The organism is Xanthovirga aplysinae, from assembly GCF_009711365.1.
Classification (GTDB): domain Bacteria; phylum Bacteroidota; class Bacteroidia; order Cytophagales; family Cyclobacteriaceae; genus Xanthovirga; species Xanthovirga aplysinae.
Genome location: NZ_SMMB01000943.1, coordinates 1 through 5,699, shown reverse-complemented (window position 1 = coordinate 5,699; position 5,699 = coordinate 1). Strand labels below are relative to the sequence as shown.

The following is a 5,699-nucleotide window of genomic DNA, read 5'->3' as shown; positions in this document are numbered from 1 at the left end:
TTATTTTTCAATGTACATACATTTATCATTTAAACATACAAAATTTATTGAAACTATTTCTGACATCCCTCGAATTAAACTTTTTTTAATCAGAAATAGAATTTTCTCCATTCCCTCTTAAATTCAAACTCATTTTTTCTGATTACTTTATAAAACGGTACTTTTCAGGAGATTTTTAAAAATTTACCATGAAAAGAGCTTGTATTTCTTTTAGGCGAAAAGTCCCTACTTTCTGGTAATGATCACTCTATTTCCGTTGTAAAATTCATAATTCAGGTCGAATTCCTCGCAAAGGGCATCCAGCGTAGCTTTCAAGTTCATATCGGTAAACTCTCCCGTATATTTTAATTGGCCTAAATTTACTGCCACTTTTATTTTAATAGCATATTGTCGCTCAATTTCCTTAAAAACATAAATTAATGGAGCATCTTCAAACTGAAAGACCCCTTTAGGCCAACTTGGTCCATTGGGGTAATTCAAGGAATATGTATTAATAAGATCATCTGTAAAAACCACCCCTTCCCCACTTTTAATAGTTTTAGTTACTCCATGGATTTTAGATTTTACAGTAAGTTCTCCTTGGTAACAATCTACCGACAAACGCTTATGTCGCGAATAAACATTGAATTTTCCGCCATCTCCTTTAATTACTCCCAAAGGAGTAAGGATTGTGAATGGATTTCCCTTTTCCATTTGAAAAAAGGCCTCTCCCAAAAGGTGTACAACTCTTTTCTCACTCCACTCCCTTACTTCAAAATAAGATTTGGAATCTGCATTTAGAAACATCTCGGAGCCATCGGGAAAAATAAAATTCTTTTGTTCTCCCATTTGAACAGTAATTTCCATCCTTCTTTGGGTGAGATAAAAAATCCCAGCAAAAAAAAGAACAAGAAGAAATATTAATTTCTTCCAATTTTCCTTAACAAAACTCCTTCTGGGCTTTCGAACCCTAAAAATTTCTTTTTCATTAATTTCTTCTTCACCGACTTGACTTTCCACATCAGACCAAATCCGTTCTTCCTCTCTTTCTTTTGTGGTTTGGGAAAGAATAATTTCCCTGGCTTCCTCCAGCATTGCTTTCTTCTCCGGATATTTCTTCAACCAAGCTTGCCAATATTTCCCACACTCTTCACTTTCATGCAGTACCCAGTAGCGAAAATATTCATTGGAAACGAAGTCTTCAACGGTATAATTTTCATAATCAGGCTTATCCATTTTATCTTCACACTCTCTCATTAAACAATTTCCGCAATGAAACCCTCTCTCATTTGGATCTCAGAACTTTCACCTCATACCACCTCGAGATGACAAATTTTAAACCTTTACTACATCTTTTTGGGATTTTTCCTCCCTATTAGATATATAACGAATTTTTAACAGATAAAATCAATGAGGTGGTCATTGTAATAGATAGTAAGTCTGACAAAATAGGAACTTAAAATTTTGTATCCCCATCTTATTTTGGGATTTGATCTGGATTTGGGAAGAAATTTCCTCTATTGCGAAAAGCTGGAATTTTGTGAGGGAAAGGGGAAAAATTCCCAGAGCAGAAATGAAAATCATTATAGAGAGACAAAATCTTGCCCCTCTATAAAAAAGGGATTATTTGGACATTAGGCGCTCCAAGTAATGATATTCTATACCAAACTTTTCTTTAAGTTTATAAATCTCACTCCATGCTGATTCCTGTTTTCTACTTTTACCAGTTTTAGCACCTGCCAGCATCACATTCTTTCGCGTATGTTCATTGGAAATAAACTCAAAAACCTTTGATTGATAACCATTCGCTTCTAATATCAATGCTCGAATAGTGTCGGTGAGCATTTCGGCCTGACGCTCCTCAAAAATACCAAATTGAGTAATGGCTTGCATTTCACCATGCGTTTTCATTTGTTTTCGGATCTGTTTATGACAACAGGGAGCACAAATAATCAAGCCTGCATTAGCAACGATACCTTTACAAATCGCCTCATCTGTTGCAGTGTCACAGGCATGGAGAGCGATTAAAATATCAATCTGCTTTTCCGAATATTGGTGGATATCTTGAGAAATAAATTTGAGATTTTTAAATCCTGATAACTCAGCTATTTCATTACAAATATTGACCAATTCTTCTCGCAACTCTATGCCTGTTATACAAACTTTTCTCCCACAATGATTTACCAAATAATCATACAACGCAAAGGTCAAATACCCTTTCCCAGATCCCATATCCACAATATGCAATTTTTCGGGAAGCTTGGCCTGTTTGATTAAATTATCAACGATCTCAATATATTTATTAATTTGTTTGAATTTATCTTGCCGACTTTTAATCACCTTTCCCTCCTGGTCTACTACACCCAGTCTTTGCAGGTAAACGTTGTTGGTAGTTTCCACAAACCTTTTCTTTTCTTTGTTATGAGAGAGAGTTCCGGACGGAATTTTTGTCGGTGGCAATTGAGAAAAACGACCCTTTCTCTTTTTATTAAAATGTAGCTGAAAATCGTGAGCCACAGTAAAAAGATGAGCACTAAGAAAAACATTGCCCAGGAGGTCTGAAATTTTACTTAAAGCTTCTTCAAATAGAAAATTCTTTACTTCATCACGGGAATGATAGCGATATTTAAAAGAAAAATAAGGTTTACCTTTTAACTCAACCTTTCGGATATAAACATTAATGATTTCACTCAATTTGACAGGTTTTCCCAATGTAAGTTGAATAAATTCATTCTTATCCGCAGCTACACTAAAACTTTCAAAAAAATCCTGAATGCTCTTATCCACTTTCCTATTTATTTAATTAATGGAGAACTAATTTAATACCGATGCAAATTTAGATTTATTTTATAATTCGAAAAAATTAAACCTCCGGAGGAGAATTTCTTCTTTTTTAGTTCCCAATCCATCAGAATGACAAAATAAAGTTATTCTAAAGAAGAAGCTTAAAGGTAGAAAAAAGGAATTGTTGTACCCTATTTTAAATAAGGCCATGTCTAAATACATCCTAAAAAAACAAGGCAAAAAAAATTATTCAAAATAATAATAGAGTTATGATTCCCCTCCTTATTAACTGTCTCAAAATAACCTAAAATTCAGCCTAATTCCTCTCGATCAGCAAATTAGAAATTGGTGATTTCTAATCCCAAAACCAGAAACTAGCCTTTACAATTTATTGTTTTCAATACAGCACGGTTTAGTGGATGATTTAAGTTTTGGGAAATTTTCATGTACATTTTTTTAAACCAAAGCTATAAAATGAAGATGACTTTTCCTTAAAAAAGATTTTTCAATATCTATTAAAATTTTTGAATATAAACCCTTTAAAAAATTAACAACTATGGAATTGATGAAATATAAAAGAGGGATGCCATCTTTTTGGGACACTTTTTATGAGTTGGAAAAAACCTTACCCAGCTTAATGAGAACTCCATTTTCGGGAAGCAATCTGCCTGCCGTAAATATTAAGGAGTCCGAAAAGGAATATCATGTGGAAGTGGCAGCTCCAGGGCTAAAAAAAGATGATTTCAAAATAGATGTGGATGAAGAAGGCGATGTTTTGATGATCTCTTCTGAACATCAGGCAACCAGTGAAGAAAAAAGCAAAGCAGGAGACTACAGAAGAAAAGAATTCAGTTATGAGTCTTTTCAAAGATCTTTCAATTTGCCAGAGCATGTAAAAGCAGATAAAATCACTGCTAATTACAATGATGGAGTATTAGATATTTGTATCCCAAAAACAGATCAAAAACTTAGAAAAACCATTAAACATATAAATATTAAATAAGTCTCTCCAAAAGAGGGAAAAAAGAAGCTGCCTCTAAAATGGGTCAGCTTTTTTTATAATTTCCTATCTTTTTCAATTTTATAGAACTAAATTTATAGAGACCCAATTCACTAATATGCTCTTCCTTAACCCTCTAAATCAAAAGGCTTCTTCCTATTCTTGAATTTTTATGTTGTTAACAAAAAAACCTTATTATTGTCCACTCGTATAAGTTTTTATCTGTAATTAAAAAGAATAAAAATTCAAGAGCTTATCACCAATAAGATTCATTAGAAATCAATTAAATTACAAATATTTTTTTACTGTGTAGAAAGAAAAAATTTACGTAGAAAAGTTCTTGATTTTTCTAGAAAAAAATTAATTACAATAAATTTAACCAAGATTAATAAAAATAACATTACTATTTTAATTAATTTAATCTACAATTAAATCTCTTCACCTAAAAGTAGATTTAAAATGAATAACATATCAAAATTAGTACTTTCAGCAATGCTTGGAAGTGCACTTTCAATTGGTGCCTTCCAATTTTATGGTCCAAAAGAGACCATTACAACCGTCAGACCAACAACTAATACGGTTCCATCCCTAAAGACCTCTTATGCTAATTATTCACCACCTTCGGGAACGCCCGTTGATTTCACTTTTGCTGCAGAAAAATCGATGTCTGCAGTGGTGCATATCAAATCTATTGGAAGTGCCCATGTTAGAAATCAATACAGCAATATACCAGATGCTTTCCGTTTTTTCTTTGGAGATGAATATGGAAGAAGGCATCAACAAACACCGAGAGAAAGGGTGGCCACAGGGTCTGGTGTAATTATTAATTCAGAGGGGTACATTGTTACCAATAACCATGTAATCAAAGATGCCGATGAAATTGAAGTTTCCCTTCATGACAATAATAAAACTTATACAGCAGAGGTAATTGGCACCGACCCTTCTACAGACATTGCCTTACTAAAAATTAAGGAAACAAACTTACCCTTCCTGAGCCTTATGAACTCAGAGGATGTAAAAGTAGGAGAATGGGTACTTGCTGTAGGAAACCCTTTTAATTTAAATTCCACTGTTACCGCAGGTATTGTCAGTGCAAAAGGGAGAAACCTCAATATTATCGATGACCAAAATCGAATTGAGTCGTTTATTCAAACAGATGCGGCGGTGAACCCAGGAAATAGCGGGGGTGCACTTGTCAATCTAAATGGAAACCTAATTGGAATTAATACAGCCATTGCCAGTCCCACCGGATCCTTTTCAGGATACTCTTTTGCAATCCCTTCCAATATAGTCAATAAGGTGGTCAATGACCTGATGGAATATGGTACCGTGCAGAGGGGATACTTAGGGATTTATATTCAAGATGTAAATAGCCAATTGGCGAAGGAAGAAGATCTGGAGGTAACGGAAGGAGTATACATCAACAACTTGGTTGAGGACGGATCAGCGGAACAATCAGGGATAAAAATAGGTGATGTGATTCGGAAAGTAGATGGCAAGGAGATCAGCACTGTGGCAGAACTTCAAGGTAAAATTAGCCAATATCGCCCGGGAGATAATGTTAAGGTTCAGGTAAATCGATTCGGAAAAGAAATGGATATTGCCGTAACCCTTAAAAACAGCAATGGAAATACTGAAATTGTTAAAAAAGAAGAGGTTTATTTACTGTCGAACCTAGGTGCTGAATTGAAGGGAATTGACAAAGAAAAAGCTCAAAAATTAGGAATTAGTGGTGGTGTCCAAGTGGAGAAGCTAACCAAAGGAAAGTTGAGAAAATATACCACCATGGAAGAAGGTTTTATAATTACCCGTGTAGATGGTCAAAAGGTTGCTTCAGCAAAGGACATTCAAAAAATATTGAAAAACAAAGCTGGGGGCGTTATGATAGAAGGAATTTATCCAGGATATAATACAGTATATTACTTTGCCATTGGCA

At 34.3% G+C, this 5,699-nt stretch carries 4 protein-coding genes; 2 read left to right on the top strand and 2 right to left on the bottom strand.

Annotation, left to right across the window (positions count from 1 at the left end):
- Positions 1–225 precede the first annotated feature (225 nt).
- Together E1171_RS08685 and E1171_RS08680 are read right to left on the bottom strand one after the other, a co-directional pair.
- Positions 226–1,236 carry a FecR family protein gene (locus tag E1171_RS08685; protein ID WP_155205614.1) on the bottom strand — a complete coding sequence of 337 codons (1,011 nt, stop codon included), beginning with the start codon at positions 1,234–1,236 and terminating at the stop codon, positions 226–228.
- A gap of 366 nt (positions 1,237–1,602) precedes the next feature.
- Entirely contained in the window at positions 1,603–2,766 is a 1,164-nt protein-coding gene (locus E1171_RS08680; protein ID WP_187696348.1) for a methyltransferase, read from the bottom strand.
- Positions 2,767–3,319: 553 nt separating this feature from the next.
- On the opposite strand from E1171_RS08680, the gene E1171_RS08675 reads away from it, so the two are divergent.
- Both E1171_RS08675 and E1171_RS08670 read left to right on the top strand, forming a co-directional pair.
- The gene (locus tag E1171_RS08675; protein ID WP_246164254.1) at positions 3,320–3,766 is read left to right on the top strand and encodes an Hsp20/alpha crystallin family protein; all 447 of its coding nucleotides are present in this window, start codon (positions 3,320–3,322) and stop codon (positions 3,764–3,766) included.
- A gap of 456 nt (positions 3,767–4,222) precedes the next feature.
- The coding region (locus tag E1171_RS08670; RefSeq protein WP_155205613.1) for a Do family serine endopeptidase at positions 4,223–5,699 on the top strand (1,477 nt) is incomplete at its 3' end.